Annotated in this window: 18 protein-coding genes; 3 read left to right on the plus strand and 15 right to left on the minus strand. The window is 63.3% G+C overall.

What is annotated here, in order from left to right; translation table 11 throughout:
• Window positions 1–18 precede the first annotated feature (18 nt).
• The 9 genes from ACGYK2_RS12875 to glpD form a co-directional block, all read right to left on the minus strand.
• The gene (locus tag ACGYK2_RS12875) at window positions 19–1,146 is read right to left on the minus strand and encodes an iron-containing alcohol dehydrogenase (RefSeq protein WP_394374311.1); all 1,128 of its coding nucleotides are present in this window, start codon (window positions 1,144–1,146) and stop codon (window positions 19–21) included.
• An 8-nt stretch (window positions 1,147–1,154) separates the two neighbouring features.
• Window positions 1,155–2,651 (minus strand): glycerol kinase GlpK, encoded by a 1,497-nt coding sequence (gene glpK / locus ACGYK2_RS12880; protein ID WP_271690233.1) that lies wholly within the window; start codon window positions 2,649–2,651, stop codon window positions 1,155–1,157.
• 76 nt (window positions 2,652–2,727) lie between these two features.
• Window positions 2,728–4,440 (minus strand): ABC transporter substrate-binding protein, encoded by a 1,713-nt coding sequence (locus tag ACGYK2_RS12885; RefSeq protein WP_271690234.1) that lies wholly within the window; start codon window positions 4,438–4,440, stop codon window positions 2,728–2,730.
• 70 nt (window positions 4,441–4,510) lie between these two features.
• The gene (locus tag ACGYK2_RS12890; protein WP_067268456.1) at window positions 4,511–4,783 is read right to left on the minus strand and encodes a DUF2160 domain-containing protein; all 273 of its coding nucleotides are present in this window, start codon (window positions 4,781–4,783) and stop codon (window positions 4,511–4,513) included.
• A gap of 15 nt (window positions 4,784–4,798) precedes the next feature.
• Window positions 4,799–5,686, minus strand: coding sequence for a carbohydrate ABC transporter permease (locus ACGYK2_RS12895; protein WP_271690235.1), 888 nt, complete (start codon window positions 5,684–5,686; stop codon window positions 4,799–4,801).
• Window positions 5,686–6,558, minus strand: coding sequence for a carbohydrate ABC transporter permease (locus tag ACGYK2_RS12900; protein WP_067268460.1), 873 nt, complete (start codon window positions 6,556–6,558; stop codon window positions 5,686–5,688). The genes ACGYK2_RS12895 and ACGYK2_RS12900 overlap by 1 nt, the downstream gene beginning before the upstream one ends.
• Complete coding sequence (locus ACGYK2_RS12905) at window positions 6,555–7,640, minus strand: ABC transporter ATP-binding protein (protein ID WP_271690236.1); 1,086 nt, start codon at window positions 7,638–7,640, stop codon at window positions 6,555–6,557. The genes ACGYK2_RS12900 and ACGYK2_RS12905 overlap by 4 nt, the downstream gene beginning before the upstream one ends.
• Window positions 7,640–8,725 carry an ABC transporter ATP-binding protein gene (locus ACGYK2_RS12910; RefSeq protein ID WP_271690237.1) on the minus strand — a complete coding sequence of 362 codons (1,086 nt, stop codon included), beginning with the start codon at window positions 8,723–8,725 and terminating at the stop codon, window positions 7,640–7,642. Before ACGYK2_RS12910 ends, ACGYK2_RS12905 begins: the two co-directional genes overlap by 1 nt.
• A 13-nt stretch (window positions 8,726–8,738) precedes the next feature.
• A complete protein-coding gene (glpD, locus tag ACGYK2_RS12915; protein WP_271690348.1) occupies window positions 8,739–10,328 on the minus strand; it encodes a glycerol-3-phosphate dehydrogenase in 1,590 nt (529 codons plus the stop codon).
• A gap of 220 nt (window positions 10,329–10,548) precedes the next feature.
• On the opposite strand from glpD, the gene ACGYK2_RS12920 reads away from it, so the two are divergent.
• The gene (locus tag ACGYK2_RS12920; protein ID WP_271690349.1) at window positions 10,549–11,316 is read left to right on the plus strand and encodes a DeoR/GlpR family DNA-binding transcription regulator; all 768 of its coding nucleotides are present in this window, start codon (window positions 10,549–10,551) and stop codon (window positions 11,314–11,316) included.
• Window positions 11,317–11,325: 9 nt separating this feature from the next.
• Here ACGYK2_RS12920 and ACGYK2_RS12925 read toward each other — a convergent pair whose 3' ends face one another.
• The 3 genes from ACGYK2_RS12925 to ACGYK2_RS12935 all read right to left on the minus strand — a co-directional run bounded on the left by ACGYK2_RS12925 (window position 11,326) and on the right by ACGYK2_RS12935 (window position 14,557).
• Entirely contained in the window at window positions 11,326–12,729 is a 1,404-nt protein-coding gene (locus ACGYK2_RS12925) for a trehalose-6-phosphate synthase (RefSeq protein ID WP_271690238.1), read from the minus strand.
• Window positions 12,730–12,892: 163 nt separating this feature from the next.
• Window positions 12,893–13,489, minus strand: coding sequence for an exopolysaccharide biosynthesis protein (locus tag ACGYK2_RS12930; RefSeq protein WP_271690239.1), 597 nt, complete (start codon window positions 13,487–13,489; stop codon window positions 12,893–12,895).
• A gap of 93 nt (window positions 13,490–13,582) precedes the next feature.
• A complete protein-coding gene (locus ACGYK2_RS12935) occupies window positions 13,583–14,557 on the minus strand; it encodes a DNA topoisomerase IB (protein ID WP_271690240.1) in 975 nt (324 codons plus the stop codon).
• A 198-nt stretch (window positions 14,558–14,755) separates the two neighbouring features.
• Between ACGYK2_RS12935 and otsB the strand changes: the two genes are divergently transcribed.
• Together otsB and ACGYK2_RS12945 are read left to right on the plus strand one after the other, a co-directional pair.
• Window positions 14,756–15,502, plus strand: a complete 747-nt coding sequence (gene otsB / locus ACGYK2_RS12940) for a trehalose-phosphatase (RefSeq protein ID WP_271690241.1) — start codon at window positions 14,756–14,758, stop codon at window positions 15,500–15,502.
• Window positions 15,503–15,547: 45 nt separating this feature from the next.
• Complete coding sequence (locus tag ACGYK2_RS12945) at window positions 15,548–17,323, plus strand: glycoside hydrolase family 15 protein (RefSeq protein ID WP_271690242.1); 1,776 nt, start codon at window positions 15,548–15,550, stop codon at window positions 17,321–17,323.
• On the opposite strand, the gene ACGYK2_RS12950 is transcribed toward ACGYK2_RS12945, so the two are convergent.
• The 3 genes from ACGYK2_RS12950 to ACGYK2_RS12960 form a co-directional block, all read right to left on the minus strand.
• On the minus strand, window positions 17,320–17,922 hold the full coding sequence (locus ACGYK2_RS12950; protein ID WP_271690243.1) for a LysE family translocator: 603 nt from the start codon (window positions 17,920–17,922) through the stop codon (window positions 17,320–17,322). The two genes, ACGYK2_RS12945 and ACGYK2_RS12950, sit on opposite strands and share 4 nt — an antisense overlap.
• 123 nt (window positions 17,923–18,045) lie before the next feature.
• Window positions 18,046–19,587: an indolepyruvate oxidoreductase subunit beta family protein gene (locus tag ACGYK2_RS12955; protein WP_271690244.1), complete on the minus strand. Its 1,542-nt coding sequence runs from the start codon at window positions 19,585–19,587 to the stop codon at window positions 18,046–18,048.
• Window positions 19,584–21,734 (minus strand): indolepyruvate ferredoxin oxidoreductase subunit alpha, encoded by a 2,151-nt coding sequence (locus ACGYK2_RS12960; protein ID WP_271690245.1) that lies wholly within the window; start codon window positions 21,732–21,734, stop codon window positions 19,584–19,586. Before ACGYK2_RS12960 ends, ACGYK2_RS12955 begins: the two co-directional genes overlap by 4 nt.
• Window positions 21,735–21,742: the final 8 nt, after the last annotated feature.

Below are 21,742 nucleotides of genomic sequence, written 5' to 3' on the forward strand. Positions count from 1 at the left end.
CTTGTGCCCCTGCCCGTTCTACATCGCCGCGCGGATGCAGGCTTCGAGCGCTTCCGTCTCAAGCACGCAAGGATTGGCGCGCATGGAGGAAGATGCCGCCGCTTCGCGGGCAGTCTCACCAAGGTCCGCCTCTTCGGGAATCCAGCGGTCCAAACGGTCCAGCCCCCAGTTATCAAGCAGATCGGAAAGCGCGTCGAATGTGCCTGTCTGGGGCAGATCGAACCCGTCCGACAGCCACCTCTGCACTTCCGTGAAGCGGGCCGAGACCCCGAGCACATCCGCGTTCGCGGCCAGAACCGGCCCCAACAGCCGCCCGCAGATCAGCCCATGCGGCGCAGCGAAACGCCCGCCGATCACACCTGCCAGCCCATGCACGGCCCCGAGGCCCGCATTGGCCAGCGCCAAACCGCCCGATAGGCTAACATAGGCCAGCGCATCCCGCGCGGCCTGATCCTCTCCCGCAGCCAGACGTTTAAGCGCAGCGATGCCCTGCGGGATCGCGGCGCGGCAGAGGGCATCGGTCAGCGGGTTGGCCTTGCTGGACAGATAGGGCTCGATCACCTGCACCAAAGCGTCGAGACCGGAGCCCAAAGTCACCCCGCGTGGCGCGCCATCGGTCAACGCGGGGTCGACCAAGGCCAGACGCGGCAGCATACGGTCGTCGCGCAGGCTGACTTTTCGCGCGGCCTCCGGCACGGCGATGACGGCGTTTTTGGTCACCTCGGCCCCTGTGCCTGCGGTAGTGGGGATCGCGATCATCGGCAGGGGATCGGCCTGCAAGGGCTTGCCCGCGCCCACGACTTCAAGATGCTCCATCACGTCGCACTCCGACGGGATCAGCGCCGCTGCCGCCTTGGCAAGGTCGATCACCGCGCCGCCGCCCGCGCCCAGCACCACATCCGCGCCGCGCCCCGCCGCCACGGCGGCGCGCACGTCTTTGACCGACGGCTCGCCGCTGCCGCGCGACTGGGTCACCTCGCAGCCCGCCGCCGCCAAATCGCGCGCCAGTTCATCGACCCAAGCGACCGAGCCGCCGCGCAGCAAAAGCACCTGCCGCCCATAGGCCCGCGCGGCTGAGGCCGCTTCACCCGCGACACCGCGACCAAAGCGGATGCGCCCGGCGGTGGCGAAACCGAAAGGGGAAATCCTCTGCATCAGAACTGCAACGTCGCCTGAACAGCCCGCTGCCAAGCGCCGTATTTCTCTTCGCGCGCGGCCTCGTCCATCTCAGTTTCAAACCGCCGATCAAGCGCCCATTCGCGGGCGAAACCCTCCATATTGGGGTAGATGCCCGCCCGCTGCCCGGCCAACCATGCGGCCCCAAGTGCTGTGGTTTCCAGCACATCGGGGCGGTCCACCGAGGCGCCGATCACGTCCGAGAGGAACTGCATCGCCCAGTCACTGGCGCTCATCCCGCCGTCGACGCGCAGGGTCGCAATCTCGCCCGGTTGGCCTTGGGCGGCCCAATCGGCCTGCATGGCTTCCAAGAGGTCACGGGTCTGGTAGCCCACGCTTTCCAGCGCCGCCCGCGCGAGTTCCGCAGGGCCGGAGTTGCGCGTCAGCCCGTAGATCGCACCACGGCATTCGGCGTTCCAGTAAGGCGCACCGAGGCCCACGAAAGCAGGCACCAGCACCACGTTCTGATGCGGATCGGCCTGCTCGGCCAGCGCTTGGGTCTCGCCCGCCTCGCGGATCATTTTCAGCCCGTCGCGTAGCCATTGCACCACGGCCCCGGCGACGAAGATCGAGCCTTCGAGCGCATAGGTCGGTTTGCCATCAAGCTGGTAGGCGATGGTGGTGAGCAACCGGTTGGTCGAGGTCACCGCCGTCTCGCCCGTATTCAGGAGGGCGAAACAGCCGGTGCCATAGGTCGATTTCATCATGCCGGGCTGGAAACAGGCTTGCCCGATGGTCGCCGCCTGCTGGTCGCCCGCGACGCCGAGGATCGGGATCTCGCGGCCAAAGAGATCGGGGCGCGTGGTGCCGAAATCGGCGGCGCAGTCCTGCACCTCGGGCAGCATTTCGAGCGGCACGTCGAACATCTTGCAGATCGTCGTGCTCCACCGGCCCTTGTGGATGTCATAAAGCATGGTCCGTGCGGCGTTGGTCGCATCGGTCACATGGCGCGCGCCGCCGGTGAGCTTCCAGATCAGGTAGCTGTCGACGGTGCCGAAAAGCAGCTCGCCCGCCCGCGCCCGTTCGCGCGCGCCCTCGACATTGTCGAGGATCCATTTCAGCTTGGTGCCCGAGAAATAGGGATCGGCCAGAAGGCCGGTGCGTTCGGTGATGATCTTGTCGTCGCCGCTTTCGCGCAGCGCGCGGCAGAAATCGGCGGTGCGGCGGTCTTGCCAGACGATGGCGTTGTGGACGGGCGTGCCGGTTTTCGCGTCCCAGACCAGCGTCGTCTCGCGTTGGTTGGTGATGCCGATGGCGGTAATGTCATCGGGGCGCAGACCGGCCTTTTCGATCACCGCGCGGCAGGTGCCAGCCGTCGTCGACCACAGGTCGCCCGGATCATGTTCGACCCAGCCGGAACGGGGGAAATGCTGCGGAAATTCTTCTTGGGCCGTGGCCGTCACCGACATGTTGCCGTCAAAGATGATCGCCCGCGATGAGGTGGTTCCCTGATCAATGGCGAGGATATGGGTCATGGCGCGGCCCCCGGATGTTGGATGAAACGAAAAAGGGGCCGGAACGCTGCTGCGCCCCGGCCCCCGAAAGTTTGGCTTACTGCCAGGACTTGATCAACTCTTCGTAGCTGATGGTCTCGGGCTCGGGGTCTTCGTTGTCGAGCTTGGCAACGGGCGAACCTTCCTGCTCGAGCCAGTAGGAGGCTTCACGCTCCTCGTTCATTTTCGGACCCAGATCACCTTGGACGCCTGCGCGCTCAAGACGTTCCATGACCTTTTCCTGCTCGGCGCAGAGGCTGTCGAGCGCTTCCTGAGGTGTTTTCGCACCCGACATCGCGTCGCCGATGTTCTGCCACCACAGCTGCGCCAGCTTGGGGTAATCCGGCACGTTCGTCCCGGTGGGCGACCATGCGGTACGCGCGGGTGAGCGGTAGAATTCCACCAGACCGCCGAGCTTCGGCGCACGTTCGGTGAAGCTTTCGTGCTGGATGGTCGACTCGCGGATGAAGGTCAGACCGGCATGGGCCTTTTCCACGTCCACGGTTTTCGAGGTCACGAACTGCGCATAGAGCCATGCGGCCTTGGCACGGTCGACGGGCGTGCTTTCCATCAGCGTCCAGCTGCCCACGTCCTGATAACCAACCTTCTGGCCTTCTTTCCAGTAGGCGCCATGCGGGCTGGGGGCCATGCGCCACTTGGGCGTGCCGTCTTCGTTCAGCACGGCCTTGGCGCTGTCGTTCACCATGTCGGCAGTGAAGGCGGTGTACCAGAACATCTGCTGGGCGATGGCACCCTGCGCAGGCACCGGACCGGCTTCGCCGAAAGTCATGCCAGCGGCTGCGGGGGGCGTGTACTTCTCAAGCCATTCGATGGATTTGGTGATCGCATAGACCGCCGCCGCATCGTTGGTGGCACCACCACGGGTCACACAGGAACCGACGGGCTGCGAGTTTTCGTTGACGCGAATGCCCCATTCGTCGACCGGCAGGCCGTTGGGCTCACCCACATCGCCGCCGCCCGCCATGGAGAGCCACGCATCGGTGTAGCGCCAGCCAAGGCTCGGGTCTTTCTTGCCGTAGTCCATGTTGCCATAGACTTCGACGCCGTCGATGGTGCGGCCGGTGAAGAATTCGGCGATGTCTTCGTAAGCGGACCAGTTGACCGGCACGCCCAGGTCATAGCCGTATTTCTCTTTGAACTCGGCCATCAACTCAGGATCGGTGAACCAGTCCTGGCGGAACCAGTAAAGGTTCGCGAACTGCTGATCAGGCAGCTGATACAGCTCGCCATCGGGCGAGGTGGTGAAGTCGAGGCCGATGTAGTCATCGAGATCGAGACCGGGGTTGGTCACGTCTTTGCCTTCGTTCGCCATCCAGTCGGTCAGGCTGCGCGCCTGCTTGTAGCGCCAGTGGGTGCCGATCAGGTCAGAGTCGTTGATATAGGCGTCGTAGATGTTCTCGCCCGACTGCATCTGCGTTTGCAGCTTTTCAACCACGTCGCCCTCGCCGATCAGGTCGTGGGTGATGTTGATGCCGGTGATCGCGCTGAAGGCCGGGGCCAGCACATTGGCTTCGTATTCGTGGGTTGTGATGGTCTCGGACACGACTTTGATGTCCATGCCTTTGAACGGCTCGGCCGCGTCGATGAAGAATTGCATCTCCGCTTCCTGCTCTTCGCGGCTCAGCGCGGAGCGTTCGATTTCCTCGTCGAGGAACTTCTTCGCGGCTTCCATATCCGCGAATGCTGGCCCGGCGAGCAGACCGAGCGTGACCGCCAAAGCGGTACTCGATTTCATGACAGATCGTTTCATTATGTCCTCCCTAGACATTTGGTCGTGTCGTATGGCGGCCCCGGTTGCCCGGGGTCCGCCGTGATAGCGCCTAGACCCAGCGAAATACGGCTGCGGCATAGGCAAGGCAGACCAGCAGCGCATAGGGCTGCGGACCCGCCTCGAAACCCAGCCAGATCAAATTGATAAAGGCCGAGCCGAGAAGCGTGATGAACAGACGGTCACCACGGGTTGTCTCAATCCTGAGAATGCCTACACGGGGCGTCTCAGGGAATTTGATCGCGAGGATCGTGAAGGTCACGAGTAACAGCGCGATGACACCGAAGAAGATCGCGGTGGGCATGGTCCAAGCCATCCAAGACATGGGCGGTCTCCTCTCTTATACCCGCCCGAGGGCAAAGCCCTTGGCGATGTAGTTGCGGACGAAATAGATTACCAGCGCACCCGGCACGATGGTCAGCACACCCGCCGCGGCCAAGACCCCCCAGTCGAGGCCAGAAGCGGAGACGGTACGGGTCATGGTAGCGGCGATGGGTTTGGCATCGACCGAGGTCAGCGTGCGCGACAGCAGCAGTTCCACCCATGAGAACATGAAGCAGAAGAAGGCCGCGACCCCGATGCCGCTGGCAATCAGCGGGGTGAAGATGCGGATGAAGAAACGCGGGAAGGAATAGCCGTCGAGGTAGGCCGTCTCGTCGATTTCTTTCGGCACGCCGCGCATGAAACCTTCGAGGATCCAAACCGCGAGCGGCACGTTGAACAGGCAGTGTGCCAGCGCCACGGCGATATGCGTGTCAAAGAGGTTGACCGAAGAATAGAGCTGAAAGAACGGCAGCGCGAAAACGGCGGGCGGCGACATGCGGTTCGTCAGCAGCCAGAAGAACAGGTGTTTGTCGCCCAGAAACGTGTAGCGCGAGAAAGCATAGGCCGCCGGCAGCGCCACGGCGAGCGAGATCACCGTGTTCATCACCACATAGATCAGGCTGTTCACATAGCCCATGTACCAGCTCGGATCGGTGAGGATCTTGGCATAGTTCGCCAGCGTCAGGTCCCGCGGATAGAGCGAGAAGGACCCGAGGATTTCGGCGTTGGTTTTCAGGCTCATATTAATGAGCCAATAGATCGGCAGCATCAGGAACAGCAGGTAGAGCGTCATCACCACCACAGACCCTTTGGGCCGGAAGCGGCCGCGTCGGGCGCGTTTGGCGGTGGTCACGTCGCCCGGAATGGGCGCGGCGCCGGGGGCTTGCACGGTTGTGTCGGTCATCACACACCATCCCTTTTGTCGAGGTTGACCATCACGGTGTAGAACACCCACGAAATCAACAGGATCACGAGGAAATACATCAGGCTGAACGCCGCTGCGGGGCCGAGGTCAAACTGGCCGATGGCCATTTTCACCAAGTCGATGGAGAGGAAGGTCGTGGCATTGCCCGGCCCGCCACCCGTCACGACGAATGGCTCGGTATAGATCATGAAGCTGTCCATGAAGCGCAGCAGAATGGCGATCATCAGCACGCCCGCCATCTTGGGCAGTTCGATGTAGCGGAACACGGCCCAACGGCTGGCTTGGTCGATCTTGGCCGCCTGATAGTAGGCGTCCGGAATGGATTGCAGACCGGCATAGGCCAAGAGCGCCACGAGAGAGGTCCAGTGCCAGACATCCATGACCACAACCGTGATCCACGCCGAGGTGATGTCTTGAGTGTAGTTATAGGTGATGCCCAGCTTGTCGAGCGTATAGCCCAGAAGCCCAATGTCGACGCGACCAAAGATCTGCCAGATGGTGCCGACCACGTTCCACGGGATCAGCAGCGGCAGGGACATGAGGACAAGGCAGAAGCTGGCCCAGAACCCGTTCTTGGGCATGTTCAGCGCGACGAAAATGCCAAGCGGAATCTCGATCGCCAGAATGACCCCCGAGAAGATCAACTGACGGCCAAGCGCGTCCCACATCCGGTCGCTGTCGAGCATGTCGGAAAACCACTCGAGCCCGGCCCAGAAGAATTCGTTCCGGCCAAAGGTGTCTTGCACAGAGTAGTTGACCACGGTCATCAGCGGGATCACGGCCGAGAAGGCCACGAGGATCAGCACCGGCAGGACAAGGAACCATGCCTTTTGGTTGACGGTCTTGTTCATGCGGCCTCTCCCTCTGCGCTGATGCGCCAGTCGTCGTCATAGACGTTGATGCCCGCCGGATCGAAACTGATCGCGGTGTTTTCGGTCGGCACTGTCGCGCCCTCCTCAGCGATGGCGCTGACCTGCTGGCCTGCCACGTCGAGACGGATAATCTTGTGACGGCCCACATCCTCGACACGGGTCACCTTGGCCGGAAGGCCCAGACCTTCGCCATTGATCCTAACGAATTCGGGCCGGACGCCCAGTTGCGTTTTCTGGCCCTTGGGGGCGTAGGTCTTGTTCAAATTGACGCTCGTGCCCGCGACCTGCGCCGCATTGCCCGCGATCTGCGCGTCAAAGAGGTTCATCCCCGGCGAGCCAATGAAATAGCCCACGAAAGTATGGGCAGGCCGCTCGAAAAGCTCCTGCGGCGTGCCGATTTGCACCACGCGGCCATCATACATCACCACCACCTTATCGGCGAAGGTCAGCGCCTCGGTCTGGTCGTGGGTGACGTAAATCATCGTGTGGCCGAATTCGTGATGCAGCGATTTGAGCTGCGTGCGCAGTTCCCACTTCATATGGGGGTCGATCACCGTGAGCGGCTCGTCGAACAAGAGCGCGTTCACGTCCTCGCGCACCATGCCGCGGCCCAGCGAAATCTTCTGTTTGGCATCTGCTGTGAGGCCCCGCGCCTTGCGGTTCAGCTTATCCTCCATGCCGATCATCTTGGCGATCTGCTGGACCCGGGACGCGACATAAGAGGCATCCGCGCCACGGTTGCGCAGCGGGAAGGCCAGATTGTCATGCACGGTCATCGTGTCGTAAACGACCGGGAACTGGAAAACCTGCGCGATGTTGCGCTCGGCTGTCGGCGCATGGGTGACGTCTACGTCGTTGAACAGGATGCGCCCCTGCGAAGGCTGCAAAAGCCCCGAGATGATGTTGAGCAGAGTGGATTTGCCACAGCCCGAGGCGCCCAAAAGCGCATAGGCTTCGCCGTCGATCCAGTCGTGGTTCAATTCCTTGAGGGCGAAATCATCCTCACCGCTGGGATTGGGCAGATAGGAATGGGCGAGGTTATCAAGCGTGATCTTGGCCATTATGCCGCCTCCGCATAGGGCGCGGCCGAGACGAGCGCCCCGTTCGCGTCAAACAGGTAGATATGCGCCGGGTCTAGATAGACCGGCAGCGGCTGGCCGGGCTGCAAATGCTGGATGCCATGCACCAGACCGACCCATTTCGCACCGTGGTAATCGAGGTGGATAAAGGTCTCCGACCCCGTGATCTCGGTCACGTTCAGCACGGCGTCAAAGCCGATGGCCTCGGGCGCCTGCGCGCTTAGCGTGAGGTGGTTGGGGCGGAAACCGGCGGTATATTCGCCGTCGCGCAAGCTCGCCATCGTTGCGGGCGCCGCCATCTCACCGCCGTCGAACCGCAGCGTATCGCCCAATTTGGTCATGCTGAGGAAGTTCATCGGCGGGTCAGAGAACACCCGCGCCGTGGTCGCATTCTCGGGCCGGCGGTAGACACTCGGCGTCGGGCCGAATTGCGTAACGCGGCCTTCCCAGAGTGTCGCGGTATTGCCGCCCAGAAGCAGCGCTTCTTCCGGCTCGGTCGTGGCATAGACAAAGATCGACCCGGCCCGTTCAAAGATACGCGGAATTTCGGCGCGAAGCTCTTCGCGCAGCTTGTAGTCGAGGTTGGCCAGCGGCTCATCCAAGAGCACCAGCCCGGCATTCTTGACCAGCGCCCGCGCCAAGGCGCAGCGCTGCTGCTGGCCGCCCGAAAGCTCCAGCGGTTTGCGGTCAAGCATCGGGGTTAGCTGCATCAATTCAGCGGTTTCGCGGACGGCGCGGTCGATCTCATCCTTCGACTTGCCCACCAGCTTCATCGGAGAGGCGATGTTGTCGTAAACCGTCATCGAGGGGTAGTTGATGAACTGCTGATAGACCATGGCGACCTTGCGGTCCTGCACCCGCATGCCGGTCACGTCTTCGCCGTTCCAGATCACCTGCCCCGTGCCCGGCACATCGAGCCCCGCCATCAGCCGCATCAGCGACGTCTTGCCCGAGGATGTAGGCCCCAAAAGCACGTTCATCGTGCCTTTTTCCAAGGTCAGGTCGGTCGGGTAGATATGCGTTTGGCCGCCTACCGTCTTCGACACGTTCTTCAGGATCAAACTCACGTTCGACCTCCCCTCATTCCGCCGCAGAGGCGGCTTGTTTCGCCGCGCGCATCTGCATCCATTCATCAAGACGCGCGATCTGCGTCTCGTCCATTCGCAGGCCCAGCTTGCTGCGGCGCCAGACGACGTCCTCTGCGCTGAGGGCATATTCCTTGTTCATCAGCCAAGCGACCTCGCGCGCGGTGAGCGTGGCCCCGAAATGCTCGCCCATATCCGCCAGAGTCTTGGCCTCGCCCGCCATCGCCCAAGCATCCGTACCATAGGCCCGGATCAGCCGTGCTGCCCAGCTTTCATCCAGAAAGTCATAATCCGCTTTCAGCCGCGCGATCAACTGCGCCACGCCGTCCACCGGGAAATCACCGCCAGGCAGGGCAACGCCCGCGGTCCAATGGCTCGACAGCCCGTCGAAATGCGGCGCGATCAACTCCAGCGCGTCTTCGGCCAGCTTGCGGTAGGTCGTGATCTTGCCGCCAAAGACATTGAGGATCGGCGCGCCGCCGGTTTTGTCGACCTTGAGCGTATAATCCCGCGTCGCCGCCGTGGCGCTGCTGGCCCCGTCGTCATAAAGCGGGCGCACCCCGGAATAGGTCCAGACGATATCTTTGCGGGTGATGTCCTGCTTGAGATAGCCGTTCACGAAGTCGATCAGGTAGTCCTGCTCTTCGGGCGTGCATTCCGGGGTGACGGACGGATCGGGGTGATCCGCGTCGGTGGTGCCGATCAGGGTGAAATCCTGCTCATAGGGGATCGTGAAGATGATCCGCCCATCGGTGCCTTGGAAGAAATAGCATTTGTCGTGATCGTAGAGCCGCTTGGTCACGATATGGCTGCCGCGCACCAGCCGCACCCCTTCGGAGGAGTTCAGCCGCGCGGTGTTATGGATGATGTCGCCGACCCACGGGCCACCCGCGTTGACCAGCATCTTGGCGTGGATCACCTCGCGCCGGCCATCCGCGCCATGCTCTACCGTGACCGCCCAGCCATCGGCGCTGCGGTCGGCAGAGACGACTTTGGTCCGGGTCATGATGCGCGCGCCGCGCAGTTCGGCGTCGCGGGCGTTCAGCACCACAAGGCGCGAGTCTTCGATCCAGCAATCGGAGTATTCAAAAGCCTTCTCGAACCGATCCTCCAGCGGCGCCCCTTCGGGCGTACCGCGCAAAGAAAGGCTGCGTGTGGCGGGCAGGATTTTTCGCCCGCCGAGATTGTCATAGAGGAACAGGCCCAACCGGATCAGCCACGCCGGGCGGCGGCCCCGCATCCACGGCATGAACAACCGCAGCAGCTTAGAGGTCGGCGTGTCGCCCTCGAACCGCATGTCGCGGTGATAGGGCAGCACGAAACGCATCGGCCAAGAGATATGCGGCATCGCCTTCAGCAGCACCTCGCGCTCGGTCAACGCATGGCGCACAAGGCCGATCTCAAAATACTCAAGGTAACGCAGCCCGCCGTGGAAAAGCTTGGTCGAAGCGGAAGAGGTCGCCGAGGCGAGATCGTTCATCTCGGCCAAGGTCACGCTCAGACCCCGGCCTGCAGCGTCGCGCGCGATCCCGGCGCCGTTAATACCACCACCGATGACGAATAGATCGACCGGGGCAGCGGCCATATGGCTATCGGGCTGTTGGTTCACGATCCGGCCCTCCCCCAGCTCAGACTGTCCAATTTGGGGCAGTGTTACGAAACGACTCTCATCTGCACAAGAATTATTTTCGTTTATGTTCGTTTCACCAGCATAGCGAACATGTTAAACGTGTCTTGCTGCGCGATTGCTTGCGTTAGCCAAAACACTGGAGATAATGCGCCAACAGCAGGCAGGAGCGACGCCCATTTCACAGACATTCCGCCATCCCGACATCCTTGAAATCGCCCGGCGCGAAGGCAAAGTCACCGTCGATGGGCTGGCCGAACATTTCGGCGTGACCCATCAGACCATCCGCCGTGACCTTACGGAACTGGCCGACAGCGGTAAGCTTGAGCGGGTCCATGGCGGTGCGGTGCTGCCCTCGGGGGCCAGCAACATCGGCTATGCCGAGCGGCGCAATCTGCATGAAGAGGCCAAGAATCGCATCGCCCGCGCCTGCGCCGAACATATCCCCGACGGCTGTTCGGTCTTTCTAAATATCGGGACCAGTACCGAGGCAGTGGCCCGCGCCCTGCTTCACCACCGCGATCTGATGGTGGTAACGAACAACATGAACGTGGCCAATATTCTGGTCGACAACCCCGAATGCCGCATCGTGCTGACCGGCGGCGCACTGCGCCGGATGGACGGCGGTCTGGTCGGAAACTTGACGATCGAGACGATCCGCCAGTTCAAATTCGACATCGCGGTGATCGGCTGTTCGGCCATGGATGCGGATGGTGATCTGCTCGACTTCGACATCGAAGAAGTGGGCGTCAGCCAATGTATCATCGCGCAGTCGCGCAAGACTTTTTTGGTGACCGATCATTCCAAATTCAAACGCTCTGCCCCCGCGCGCATCGCCTCGGCGCGGGAGGTGGATATGTTCTTTACCGATCTGTCGCTGCCTGCGGGCCTCGCCGAGAAATGCAACGGTTGGGAGACTGCAGTGGTCTATGCGCCGGAAGAGTGACCCCCGCCGCTAGGCGTCTGTCCATTCCCGCGCCCGGGGCTTGACCACGAGCGTCGGCTTGCAGGCTTTCAAAGCGTCGACGAAATGCTGGCTCCAAAGGTTCACATCCGTGGCCCGCACCTGCGCCATGCAGCTTGCATGGCGGCGCTTGCGCTCTTCCAGCGGCAAGGCGAGCGCGGTCTTGAGGGCCTCGCTCATGTCTTCGATGTCATAGGGGTTGACCTGAATCGCATCCGCAAGGTCCTCGGCAGCGCCGGCCATATGCGACAGGATCAGCACGCCGGGGTCTTCGGGGTCTTGCGCGGCGACATATTCCTTGGCCACAAGGTTCATCCCATCGGCGAAGGGCGTCACGATCCCGACCCGCGCCCGGCGATAGAGGCGGGCCAAAAGGTTGCGATCAAGGTTGCGGTGGATATAGCGCAGCGGGGTCCAGTCGATCTCTCCATGCTCCCCGTTCACGCGACCGACAAGCTCTTCCAACTCGTAGCGTAACTCGCGATAGGCGGCGACTTCCTCTCGGCTGGGCGGGGCGATTTGGACCATGCTTACCCGGCGTTCCCGCTCATCCCGGGTTTCGAGATAGCGGCCAAAGGCGCGGAAGCGGTTGGGCAGACCTTTGGAGTAATCGAGCCGGTCGACGCCGATCACGATGTCACCCGCCATATCGTCGGCCAAACGGTCCTGCGCGCTGCCGCCCTGCGCGGCCTGCACAAAGGTCTCCACGTCGATGCCGATGGGGAAAGACCGCAGCGCCACCGCGCGGGAGCCGCATTTGATCGTGCCATCCATCAGGAATTCGGAATCGGTCTCGGCCCGGAACATCTCAAGACAGCGGGCCACGTCGGCGCGGGTTTGCAGGCCTACGAGGTCATAATCCGCCAGCCAATGCGCCAGATTGGCCTCCCGCGGGAGTGCGCCCATATCGCCCAAGGCGGGAAAGGGAATATGCAGGAAAAACCCGATCTTGCCGGTGAAACCCAGCTTGCGCAGCTCTGTAGCGAGAGGGAAGAAATGATAGTCGTGAACCCAGATCATATCGTCGGGCTCGGCCACCTCCATCACCTGCCGGGCAAGGCGGGCGTTGACGGCGCAATAGCCCCGCTCGAACCCGCGGTCGAGCTTGACCAGATCGCCGCGGCGGTGACAAACAGGCCAAAGCACGGAGTTCGAGAAGCCGAGGTAGAAATTCTTGTAATCTTCGGGGGTTAGGCTAAAGCTCAGCCGGGTGTAATTGCCCTGATCGCCATATTCGCTGAGACTGTTGGCGGGGGTATCCGTGGTTTCGGGGTGCGACCCGATCCAGATGCCGCCGATCTTGCGCAGGGTTTCATGCAGCGCATAGACCAGCCCACCGGAAGGGGCGGCCTCCGATGGGATGCGATTTGAGATTACAATTAATCTGCCAGCCATTTTATGCCTCGGGAACAATCATTTTCGGTCGCCGAGCCTGATTAGGCGGAACGCCGACCACCACTAACGGTTTAATGGTTTAGGTCGGTAAAGGTTCCCAGCTTGAGCGCCTTTGGTCAAATCTTTTGCAGGTGCAGCATGGCCAAGGGCGGGAATTATTTTCTCAGCGCCCAAGAAAGAACCACGCGACCCCCACAGGCAGCAGCGACATCAGGATCATCGACAGGATGACCACCCGCCCGTCGCGCATCAGATAGCCCGCCGCGAAGACGGCGATCATCGCCGACGCGATGGAGCCGGAGGTGGGCACGACCTCCATGAAGGGCATAAACATCGACAGGGCCATCACCATGAACAGGGGCAGGTAAATCCACGGGCGGTGCAGGATGAAGGTCGAGCGCTCGTGCAGATAGCGGTCCACGAAATCCACCGGGCGGCGCAGCCACCGCACCCCCTCGCGGAGTTTTTTTGCCGCGATGTCGCGGCGCATGACGAAACCGGGCAGCCAGAGGCTGTCGCGGCCAAAGATCATCTGCACCACCAGAAACAGCACCACCAAACCGATGAAAGCCGTGATCCCCGGAATGCCGCTGGCCGGCGAGGTTGAGATCAGGCTGAAAGCGAGGATGGTTGAGGCAAAAGAATGTTTGCCCAGACAATCGATGATCTCTTCCACGGTGATTTGCCGATCCGCGCCGCCGGAAAGATGCTCCATCTCATCTAGGACGCCGCTGAGGGTTGGCCGACCTGTATCGCTCATGAAATTCTAGTCCTTCTAACGTCGGGCGATAGCGCTACTCATGTTAACAATGCGTGAGCGCGGTGAAAGTTCACCCGAATTGTCAGTTCAAGTTCACGTCTTCGCGCGCAGAAAGGCCAGCAGCCCCCGTTCGGCTTGGGTCATATCGTCGATATCGGGCGGGTCCGGCAAGTCTTGCGGGGTCTGGGAAAGTTCGATCACCTGCGGATGGATATAGCTGTTACGCGCGATGGTGGGCGTGTTGTGCAACCGTTCGGCGGCGGCTTCGGCCATGGCTTTGATGCTGGGCTTGTCCTCCTTCAGCGCAACGTCGAAGGCGGCGACGGACCCGGCCCAAGTGCGAAAGGTCTTGGCCGAGAAGCCTTCGGTGCCAGCGGCCTCGGCAATGTAGTCGTTCAGCGCGGTGGAGGTCAGACTGCGCGGCTGCCCCTCTTCGTCGAGCCATGTCAGCAGGTCCGCGCCGGGCAGGTCGCGAATTTTCTCAAGCGCGCGCATTAGGGTGCGGTTGGCGATCTGGCGGCGAACCCGTTTGCCGCCCTTCGCCATGAAGGACGCCTGCAACTTGCCGTCGCGCAGGACCAGATGCCGCCGTTTCAGGGTCAGCGTGCCATAGGTGCGGTTGGTTTCGGCATAGACGTGATTGCCAACGCGCAGCGACAGCCGGTCGATCATCGCCACGGCGGCGGCCAGCGCAAAATCACGTTCGCCCAACTCCTCCTTGAGATCACGGCGCACGCGGCGGCGGATGCGCGGCAGAGTCTCGGCAAACTCGGGCAGACTTGCGTATTTCTCCTGCGCCTGCGCCTCGGACCAGAGCGGATGGTAACGGTATTGCTTGCGGCCCCGCGCATCGAAGCCGGTCGCCTGAAGGTGCCCATTGTCATAGGGGCTGATCCAGACCCGCTCATAGGCCGGGGGCACCGCCAGTTTCACCAGCCGCGCCCGCTCGGCCTTGTCCTTGATGCAGCGGCCATCGGGCGCGTGATAGGAAAACCCCCGCCCGCAGCGCCGCCGAGCGATGCCGGGTTTGCTGTCGGGGTAGTACCTGAGCGTCGACGGTGCGGTCATCTGGGCTTCCGATTGCGATAGGCGGGGTGGCGCCTGGGGCCTGCCCCCGTTTTGATCAACGCGGGCGCATCGGCTGGGTTCCCGCGGCGCACATCGCGCATCTCTGCGCAGTTGCAGCATAAATCCGTTGATTTCGCTGCGCTGGCGCATAGGTTTCTGGGGGAACGCCCGTGCAACGAAACGGATAGACCGGACCCTATGGATACCGCCCTGTCGCCCCGCAATCTGCCGCCCGTGATCCCGGTCGAGCGCCATGCGTTCTTCCTTGATCTCGACGGCACGCTCGCCCCCATTGTCGACAACCCCGAAGACGCCTGTCTGCCGGAGGCGACGCGCCATCTTCTGACCCGTCTCGTCGCAAAGACCGATGGGGCGGTGGCGGTGATCTCTGGCCGGGCCATGGCGGATGTGGACCGTATCTTGGGCGCGCTGCGCCTGCCGGTCTCAGGATCGCATGGGCTGGAGCTGCGGCTCAGCACCGCTGAAGATCACGCGCCGGAGCAGAGCGCGGGCATCCCCACCCCGGTCATCGACCGGGTCGAGGAATTCGCCGTACTGCATGGGGTAACATCCGAGCGCAAGCCCGGCGCGATCGCGCTGCATTACCGCAAGGCCCCGGAGCAAGAAGACGCCTGTCGCGGCTTCGTCGATACGCTGATCGGCGAAGACTCCAGCCTGCGCGGTTTGCATGGCAAGATGGTCAGCGAGGTCGCCTTGAAAGGTGTCGACAAGGGCGGCGCGGTGGCGCGGTTCATGGCCTCCCCCGCCTTCGCAGACCGTCTGCCCGTGATGGTCGGCGATGACGTGACGGACGAAGACGGCTTTCGCGCGGCGCAGGCCATGGGTGGCTTTGGCATCAAGATCGGCCAAGGGCCGACCGAGGCCCAACATCGCATCGAAGACGTGGCCGGTTTTGCCGATTGGCTGGAAGAGATTTTGCGCTGATCCGGCCCGCCCGGCAGTCGCATCATGAATAGAAAAGAGGGACTTATGGATCTGGGTGTCATCGGGAATTGCGCGGTTGCGGCGCTGGTCAGCCGCGAAGGGGCGATCAACTGGTTCTGCCTGCCGCGTTTCGACGGCGATCCGGTCTTTCACAGCCTGATGGGCCATGGCGCGGGCGAAGAGGGCGACGGGGAATTTGCCGTCGAACTCGAAGATATGACCGAGAGCGAGCAGAGCTACTTGCCCAATACCGCGATCCTGCGCACCATCCTGCGCAGCCCCAAAGGCGCGGTCGAGATTGTCGATTTCTGCCCCCGCTTCACGGCCTATGGCCGCAGTTTCCGCCCTCAGATGCTGGTGCGGCAGGTGCGGCGCACTGAAGGGTCACCCCGTGTACGGATGCATCTCAAACCACGCTTTCAATGGGGGGAGGTCGCCCCAACCCTCACCCGCGGCTCGAACCATGTGCGTTTCGTCGGGCCAGAGCAGAACATGCGCCTGACCACCGACGCGCCGATTGACCATGTGCTCGACGGGCGGATGATCAACCTCGAAGGTGAGATGACCTTCATCCTCGGCCCCGATGAGACCCTGTCGGACAGCCCTGAGCAGATCGGCACCACCTTTCGCACCAAGACGACCCGCTATTGGCAGCGCTGGACGCAGCGTTTGGCGATCCCTTTCGAGTGGCAGGAGGCCGTCATCCGCGCCGCGATCACGTTGAAACTGTGTAGCTACGAGGCCACGGGCGGGGTGATCGCCGCGATCACCACCTCCCTGCCTGAGGCGCCGGATTCGGGGCGCAACTGGGATTACCGCTATTGCTGGGTGCGCGATGCGTTTTTCACCGTGCGCGCCCTCAACAGCCTCGCCGCCACCCGCACGTTGGAGCATTATTTCCAATGGCTGATGAACGCTGTGGCCGATGCCGAGGGCGGGCATATCCAGCCGGTGCTGGGGCTGGGGCTAGAGACGGCGCTGACCGAACGTATCTCGCCCAGTCTACAGGGGTTCCGTGGCATGGGGCCGGTGCGGATCGGCAATCAGGCGCATGAGCATTTCCAGCATGACACCTATGGCAATATCATCCTCGGCGCCGCTCCGGCGTTTTTCGATCACCGGCTGCCGATGAACACAGGGCGCACCGCCTATGAGCAGTTGGAGCCCCTCGGCGAACAGGCGTGGGAGCTGCACGACCAGCCCGATGCGGGCATTTGGGAATTGCGCAGCCGCGCGCGGATTCACACCTCGTCGTCCCTGATGTGCTGGGCCGCCTGCGACCGTCTGGCCAAAATTGCGCGGCATCTGGACTTGGACGAGCGCGCCGCTCTTTGGGCCGAGCGGGCCGAGGTGATCCGCGACAAGATCCTCGACAACGCATGGTCCGAGGAACGCGGCGCCTTTGTCGAAAGCTTTGGCGGCAGCACCCTCGACGCGAGCGTTTTGCTGATGGGCGAGGTCGGCTTTCTGCCGCCGAAAGACCCGCGATTCATCGCCACGGTCGAACGTCTATCCGAAGTGCTGGGCCGCGGCCCCTTCATGCTGCGTTACGAAGAGGCCGACGATTTCGGTGTGCCGGAGGTGGGCTTTAACGTCTGCGCCTTCTGGCGCATCGACGCGCTGGCACGGATTGGCCGCGAAGAGGAAGCACGCAAACTGTTCGAAGAGTTGCTGGAGGCCCGCAACCACCTTGGCCTGATGTCCGAAGACACTGCCTTTGCCACTGGTGAGGGCTGGGGCAACTTCCCGCAGACCTACTCCATGGTGGGCATCATCAACGGCGCCATGCGCCTGTCGCGCCGGTGGGAGGCCGAGCTTTAACGCGCAAGCAGCAGCCGCAGCCCCAAAAGCCCCAGCACAGCCGAGGCAATGCGGTCGAAATAGACCTTCGCGCGCAGGTAGCCTTGGCTGACGGCGGGGCGGCTCATGCCGAAGGCCAATGCGGTGTAGAAGGCCAGTTCGATGATCAGGTGATTGGCGACGATCAAGAGGTTCTCGCTCAGCCGCATCCCCTCGGGGAAGATGACGACCAGCACCGCGGCGGCGAAAAGCACCGATTTCGGGTTCAGGATGTTGATCATCAGCCCCTGCCGGAAGGCATGGCGGGCGGGTGTCACCGTGCTGGTCACCGGTGCCCGCGCCCCGCGCCACATGCCGTAGGCCACATAGAGAAGATAGGCCGCGCCCACGGTTTTCACGATGGCATAGGCCCATGGGAAGGCGAGGAAGACAGCCTCCAACCCCAAGAGCGCGGCGAGGGTCCAGAACGACGCCACAAGGCCGAGGCCAGCCCCCACGGCAACGCCCACCTGCCGCCCCGAACTCAGCGTTGTTTTCAGCGCGATCAGAAAGGCCGGGCCGGGGCTGAGGATTGACGCGATGAGCGCGATGTTGAAGGCAATGAGATGCGATAGTTCCATGGCGGCGGTCCCCTGTGACTGCGCCCAGCTAGGCGCGGTGCTGGCCCATGGTCAACTGGGATGCAGGCGACCGGGGCCGCTCGGTGCGTGTTCGGCCCTGCGACCGCTTAAAAAGCGGGCACCTCAGACGAAGGAGCGCACCGTGGCGATGGCCCCGTCGAGCGCCTTGCCTTCCGCATCCTGCAACGCCGCCTCGCGCAGCCGCGCGATCCACTCCGCCGCGTCGTCGCGCCCGCGCAGCAGGTCGGCGGCATCCATCACGCGGTCGAACTTGCCCAGACCCCGCGCATGGGTGTCGGAGTAGCCCTTGATCAGGCGGCGGCATTTCACCAGTTCCACGGCGAGGGCGTAGTCACTCTCCACCTCCGCAAGGCAGCGGCTGAGCCAGTCCTCCAGATGCGCGACCTCAAGGGCATGGCGATGGGTGCGCAGCCGGTAGCCCTTCAGGCCGCCGAGGAAATGCAACATCAGGAAGGCGGGCAGCCGGTCGGTACGCAACCGGCGGCCCTTGTCGAACCAGCGGTTCAGCCGGGCCATCCACGTCTCGCTCGCCTCCACCTTGGCGCCGAGCCGCGCGGGCATGAGCCCTGCGATCTCTTCCGCGCGGGGGTGGAAGTACTCGGTCAGTTGCAGCAGGTTCTCGTCGCCCGCGCGCATCTCTTGACGGATGTGCGACAGACGCGGGGCGCGGGTCTTGAGGTCCGCCACGCGAATGATGTCGTCATAGGCCATGGCATTGGCGATGTATTTCGCCGCCGCCGCCGAGAGCGCCCAGCCCTGCGCGGCGTCATCGCGGGCCAACACGGTATCGAGCCGGTCGAGATAGAGCGCGCCATAGGCGCAGTCTTGAAAGTTCACCACCTTGGCGAGCCCGGCGAGCGCGAGGTCACGCACCGGCTCAGGCAGACGGTCGGCCCGGTCCACCAGCGCGGCCCATTCGGCCTGCAACTTCTCCGGCCCGACAAGGCTGAACGGTTTGATCTCTTCCTCGGGCGCCTGCGGTGATTCGGGCAGCTTGCCCTGTGCCGCGTCAAAGCCCACAGCGAAGGCGCGCAGCGAGGGTTCGACCCCCTTGCCGCCGGCACGGATCGCATTCTCATAGGCCTCACGCGGGAACGGCAGCGCGCCGGAGCCTGCAAGCGCGCCGAAGAGCGAGGCCGAGATGACCGAGCCCGCGCCGACGGCCAGCCCTTCCATATCTTCGAGCACCAGTTTCTGCGCCGCGATCTCGGCCGCCGCGCGGACCTCATCGGCATCGGCAATGCCGTCGCCCGGCGCCATCTTCTCGCTCACCGCCAGCGCGCGGTGGGTCGAGCCGATCAGCGTCGTCCGGTCCGGCGTCACGAAACCGCGCATCACGGCGCGGCCCACTTCCATCATCTCGGCGGCAATCAGCACGTCCACGTCGCCCGCCGCCGGGGCAAGCGCGAAAACCGGGTCGAGCGCGCCCTTGGGCGCCATCTCGACGTAGTAGATGGTGGCCCCGGTACGCTGCGCCACGCCGGCGACCGAGGTCGCCTGACAGACATAGCCCTCGGCCCGGGCCATCGCCTCGATCCAGCCGGTGAGCACGCCGCCGCCCTGCCCGCCCACGGCCATGACGGCAAGCTTGATGATCTTCTCGACCCGCGCATCGGGGGTCTTTTGCGGCAGCACCATGTTCATGTGGCCACTCCTTCGTTGCGCAGTCGTTTCGCATCGCGTCGGTCTTGCAACCAGCGAATGATTTGGCCGGTCTTCTCGGCCCGCCAACGCTCGAACTTCGTCGGGTTGTGCACCACGTCGGCCTGATAGAAGGACGGGCAGAGGACGGCGGTATCCGCCACTTCGCCGCAGTTGCCGCAGCCGACGCAGGTCTGGTCGATATGCGCCACCGGGTCATCGCGCAGCGGATCGTCGAGCCGTTTCAGCGACAGCGACGGGCAGCCCGAGAGGCGGATACAGGCGTGATCGCCGGTGCAGACATCCGCATCGACGCCAAAGCGCGGCACCTCCATGCGGCGGCCTTCCTTGATTGCCTGATTGCGTTTCGGCTTCTCACGGCGCTGCTTGTTGAGCATGCATTCTGAAGAGGCCACGATCACCTTCGGCCCCTTGTAATCGGTGGTCAGTGCCTCGCGCAGCACCTCGCGCAGCTTGCCCACGTCATAGGTCCGGTCGATCTGTCGCACCCATTCCACGCCCACGCCCTTCAGCGCCTTGGAGATCGGGTTGTTGGTGCTTTTCGTGTCGTTATGCGCGCGCGACGACATCACGTCCTGCCCGCCGGTGGCGGCGGAATAGTAATTGTCTACGATCACCGCGACGCTGTCGGACTTGTTGAACACCATGTTGCCGATCGAGGTCGACAGACCATTGTGCCAGAAGCCCCCGTCGCCCAGAATCGAGATCACCCGCTTGTCGCCGCCGCCGTCAAAGGCCGCGTTGGAGGCGGGGCCAAGGCCATAGCCCATGGTCGAGCCGCCGATCTCGAAGGGCGGCAGGCAGCCGAAGAGGTGGCAGCCGATGTCGCCGGTGATCTGATGTTTGCCCAACTCCTGCTCGGTCAGTTTCATCGCGGCGAAGATCGGGCGTTCGGGACAGCCGGTGCAGAACCCGGGCGGGCGGATCGGCACGGTCTGCGACAGGTCCGGGATCGCGGGCGCTTCGGCATTGGGAGCACGTACCGCGCCGGGCAGCATCTCGGGGGCGGCGATCTTGAGAAAGGCCGTTACCCCGTCGAGCAGCACCTGCCCGGTGTATTCCCCGGCCATCGGCAGCACGTCCTTGCCGTGCAGCTTCACCTTCCGCTCGAGCTTGTAGAGGTAGGAGCCAAGCTGTTGTTCGATATGATCCGGCTGGCCTTCCTCGACCACCAGCACATGCTCTTTGCCCGCGCAGAAATCATCGAACTCGTCCTTGAGCAGCGGGTAAGTCACGTTCAACACATAAAGCGGCACCTCGGTCTGGCCGTGGATGTCCGCCAGCCCCAGCCGCTGCAGCGCGCGGATCACGCTGTTGTACATGCCGCCCTGCACCACGATGCCCAGAGGCGCCTTCTCGGGGCCGAAGAATTCGTTGAGCTTGTTGTCGCGGATGAACTTTTCGGCCGCCGGCCAGCGGTTCTCGATCTTGTCCTTCTCGTGCAGGTAGGACATCGGCGGCAGCACCACGCGGTTGAAATCCGACTGCGGGTTGGCCGCAGCCTCGGCCACCGTGAGCGGCGGGCGCTGGTTGTCGCGGGTCTCGAAACTCCCGGTCACATGGCAGGACCGGATGCGCACCATCAGCATCACCGGCGTGTTGCTGGCCTCGGAAAGCTCAAACCCGTCCTTCACTGCCTTGGTGATCGAGGGCAGGTTCGGACGCGGGTCGAGCATCCAGAACTGCGATTTCATCGCGAACCCGTGGCTGCGCTCCTGCATAATCGAGGAGCCTTCGCCGTAGTCCTCGCCCACGATCACAAGCGCGCCGCCGGTCACGCCCGACGAGCTGAGATTGGCGAGCGCGTCTGAGGCCACGTTCACCCCCACCGGCCCCTTGAAGGTCACCGCCCCCCGGATCGGGTAGTGCACGGACGCGGCCAGCATCGCCGCCGCCGCGGCCTCGGAGGCATTGGCCTCGAAGCGCACGCCCAACTCGCCCATCAGCTCCTCGGCGTCGGCCAGCACGTCCATCAGGTGGCTGATCGGCGCGCCCTGATAGCCGCCGACATAGCCCACGCCGTTCTCCAAGAGCGCCTTGGTGATCGCAAGGATGCCCTCGCCGGTGAAGACGTCGCCGTCTCCCTTGCGCAGATGTTCCACCTCTGCTTTGAACGAACGTTCGGCCATCGGACCCT

The organism is Sulfitobacter sp. 1A10359, from assembly GCF_043558145.1.
Lineage (GTDB): Bacteria > Pseudomonadota > Alphaproteobacteria > Rhodobacterales > Rhodobacteraceae > Sulfitobacter > Sulfitobacter faviae.

What these genes read in the sequence shown, in the direction of transcription:
- glpK (WP_271690233.1), bottom strand. Translation starts at nt 2,651, where the DNA reads ATGACCCATATCCTCGCCATTGATCAGGGAACCACCTCATCGCGGGCG.
- ACGYK2_RS12955 (WP_271690244.1), bottom strand. Translation starts at nt 19,587, where the DNA reads ATGAACATGGTGCTGCCGCAAAAGACCCCCGATGCGCGGGTCGAGAAG.
- otsB (WP_271690241.1), top strand. Translation starts at nt 14,756, where the DNA reads ATGGATACCGCCCTGTCGCCCCGCAATCTGCCGCCCGTGATCCCGGTC.
- glpD (WP_271690348.1), bottom strand. Translation starts at nt 10,328, where the DNA reads ATGGCCGCTGCCCCGGTCGATCTATTCGTCATCGGTGGTGGTATTAAC.
- ACGYK2_RS12900 (WP_067268460.1), bottom strand. Translation starts at nt 6,558, where the DNA reads ATGAACAAGACCGTCAACCAAAAGGCATGGTTCCTTGTCCTGCCGGTG.
- ACGYK2_RS12905 (WP_271690236.1), bottom strand. Translation starts at nt 7,640, where the DNA reads ATGGCCAAGATCACGCTTGATAACCTCGCCCATTCCTATCTGCCCAAT.
- ACGYK2_RS12950 (WP_271690243.1), bottom strand. Translation starts at nt 17,922, where the DNA reads ATGGAACTATCGCATCTCATTGCCTTCAACATCGCGCTCATCGCGTCA.
- ACGYK2_RS12925 (WP_271690238.1), bottom strand. Translation starts at nt 12,729, where the DNA reads ATGGCTGGCAGATTAATTGTAATCTCAAATCGCATCCCATCGGAGGCC.
- ACGYK2_RS12960 (WP_271690245.1), bottom strand. Translation starts at nt 21,734, where the DNA reads ATGGCCGAACGTTCGTTCAAAGCAGAGGTGGAACATCTGCGCAAGGGA.
- ACGYK2_RS12935 (WP_271690240.1), bottom strand. Translation starts at nt 14,557, where the DNA reads ATGACCGCACCGTCGACGCTCAGGTACTACCCCGACAGCAAACCCGGC.
- ACGYK2_RS12930 (WP_271690239.1), bottom strand. Translation starts at nt 13,489, where the DNA reads ATGAGCGATACAGGTCGGCCAACCCTCAGCGGCGTCCTAGATGAGATG.
- ACGYK2_RS12890 (WP_067268456.1), bottom strand. Translation starts at nt 4,783, where the DNA reads ATGTCTTGGATGGCTTGGACCATGCCCACCGCGATCTTCTTCGGTGTC.
- ACGYK2_RS12885 (WP_271690234.1), bottom strand. Translation starts at nt 4,440, where the DNA reads ATGAAACGATCTGTCATGAAATCGAGTACCGCTTTGGCGGTCACGCTC.
- ACGYK2_RS12945 (WP_271690242.1), top strand. Translation starts at nt 15,548, where the DNA reads ATGGATCTGGGTGTCATCGGGAATTGCGCGGTTGCGGCGCTGGTCAGC.
- ACGYK2_RS12895 (WP_271690235.1), bottom strand. Translation starts at nt 5,686, where the DNA reads ATGACCGACACAACCGTGCAAGCCCCCGGCGCCGCGCCCATTCCGGGC.